General features: G+C 39.8%; 1 protein-coding gene. It reads right to left on the bottom strand.

Going from position 1 to position 1,648, the window contains the following annotated elements; genetic code table 11:
• Window positions 1–263 precede the first annotated feature (263 nt).
• On the bottom strand, window positions 264–908 hold the full coding sequence (locus tag FTV42_RS16740) for a quinolone resistance pentapeptide repeat protein QnrD1 (RefSeq protein ID WP_012634451.1): 645 nt from the start codon (window positions 906–908) through the stop codon (window positions 264–266).
• Window positions 909–1,648 lie beyond the last annotated feature (740 nt).

Genomic DNA, 1,648 nt, shown 5'->3' with positions numbered 1-1,648 from the left:
ATTCCGGCTCTGCCTCCGAATCACGCTGCGGTATCGAAAGATTACAGTGCGTACCTGATAAGAGCACCAATCAACGGACTAGGGATTTCTTGGATTGCACCGTCGAAAGAAGCCCAACCTAACCAGACTTAGCCAGATTAACGAGCTAAGAGACCATGACCCAATAACTGATCATGGAGAAAAGCAAAGACAAGATGAAGATGTCGCTTCGCTCCGTTTTGATTAGTACCACATTGGGGCATTAGGCGTTTTTTACCTAGATTTTATCGGTGAACAATAACACCTAAACTCTCAACAAGCTGAAGCGCCTGCTCTCCATCCAACTTCACTCCATCTAAATTAATTCGCCTTGCATCAAGCTCGCCAAGCGCCCCACCCGTTAAATCACAACCAGTAAAATCAGCCAAAGACCAATCAAACGATGAAAACTCCCCACAAGAAAGATCGGAGCCACGAAACACGGCGCCAGTTATCACAGTGCCATTCCAGCGATTTTCCCACAGTTCGCACTTTTCTAATATGACTCTAGAAAAATTAGCGTAACTAAGATTTGTCTTGGTTATATAAGCACTACAAAACCATGACCTTGTAGTTATCATATTCATAAAATTAGCCCCTCGAAAATCAGCTCCTTGAGCTAAACACTCACTAATTTCAAGACCTAAGGCGCTAATGTTTTTAAAATTACTCATTGATAAATCGCAGCTTTTAAAGCTAGCGTTTTTTAGTTTGGCTCTATTAAAATCACACCCTTCCAAGCTATTCCTGTCGTAAAAACTACAATCAACAAATTCAGTATCAGTTAAATCAACCCCTGAAAAATCACAATTTGAAAAGGCAATATTTTTAACTCTATTCCCCGTAAATTGATCTCGTGAAAACTTTTCATTGATAAAGTGCTTTTCCATACATGCTACACCTGGTTATTTATACAGTGCAATCATTGTACATTAATTTGAACAACCTTAAACTCTAGCTAAAATTGATTCATACAATCCCTTTTATGTTAAACGGGCGAGTTAGTTTACTAAAACCGCCCATTCATCCGCATTAAAGCCCCTCAAAACGATTTTAAGACACGATCACCCTATCAAACACCCAAATCTACCCTGAAAGTTTAGAACGGTTTCTGTGCCGTTTGGCTTCGTTTTTAACATTATTTTATTAGCCACAAAAATTACCCCTTAACCTTCAAAATAATTATCTTCCCGTTTGACTCATAAACGGTGAACGGGCAGATAAAATTTTTATCTGTCTGTGAATCGTTGGACAAGCGCAGCGCGTCAGAAAAAGACTCGTAGAGGCTTCGGGGTATCAGGGGAAAGCCCCCTGAGTACGCGACGGTAATAAACGGTAAAAATGTCCCCATTTTGTCCCCGTTTGTGTATCGTCGCCCTCGTGCCTGTAATTTTGTATTTGGAGATATTTTTAACAAACCAATTAAAAACGCATAGGTAACACACCTTAGAGCCTTGTACGTCAACGTTTTTAGACAACGAGAAAAAAGGGGAATTAATGGCAGAGAGCAAAAAAACAACAACGGTGAGCTTTAGAATTGAAGATGATCTCAAAGATAAACTTCAAATCATTGCTGAACGAGAAAATAAAACTATCACCAACAAAGCACGTGAAATCCTCGCTGAATCAC

Origin of the sequence: Acinetobacter sp. YH16052 (assembly GCF_013417155.1) — a bacterium.
In the GTDB taxonomy this organism is placed as follows: domain Bacteria; phylum Pseudomonadota; class Gammaproteobacteria; order Pseudomonadales; family Moraxellaceae; genus Acinetobacter.
The sequence above is the reverse complement of the archived record's forward strand: the minus strand, read 5'-3'. Positions and strand labels throughout refer to the sequence as shown.

Excerpts from the sequence above, each read along its gene's own strand:
- FTV42_RS16740 (WP_012634451.1), bottom strand. The coding sequence starts at position 908 with ATGGAAAAGCACTTTATCAATGAAAAGTTTTCACGAGATCAATTTACG.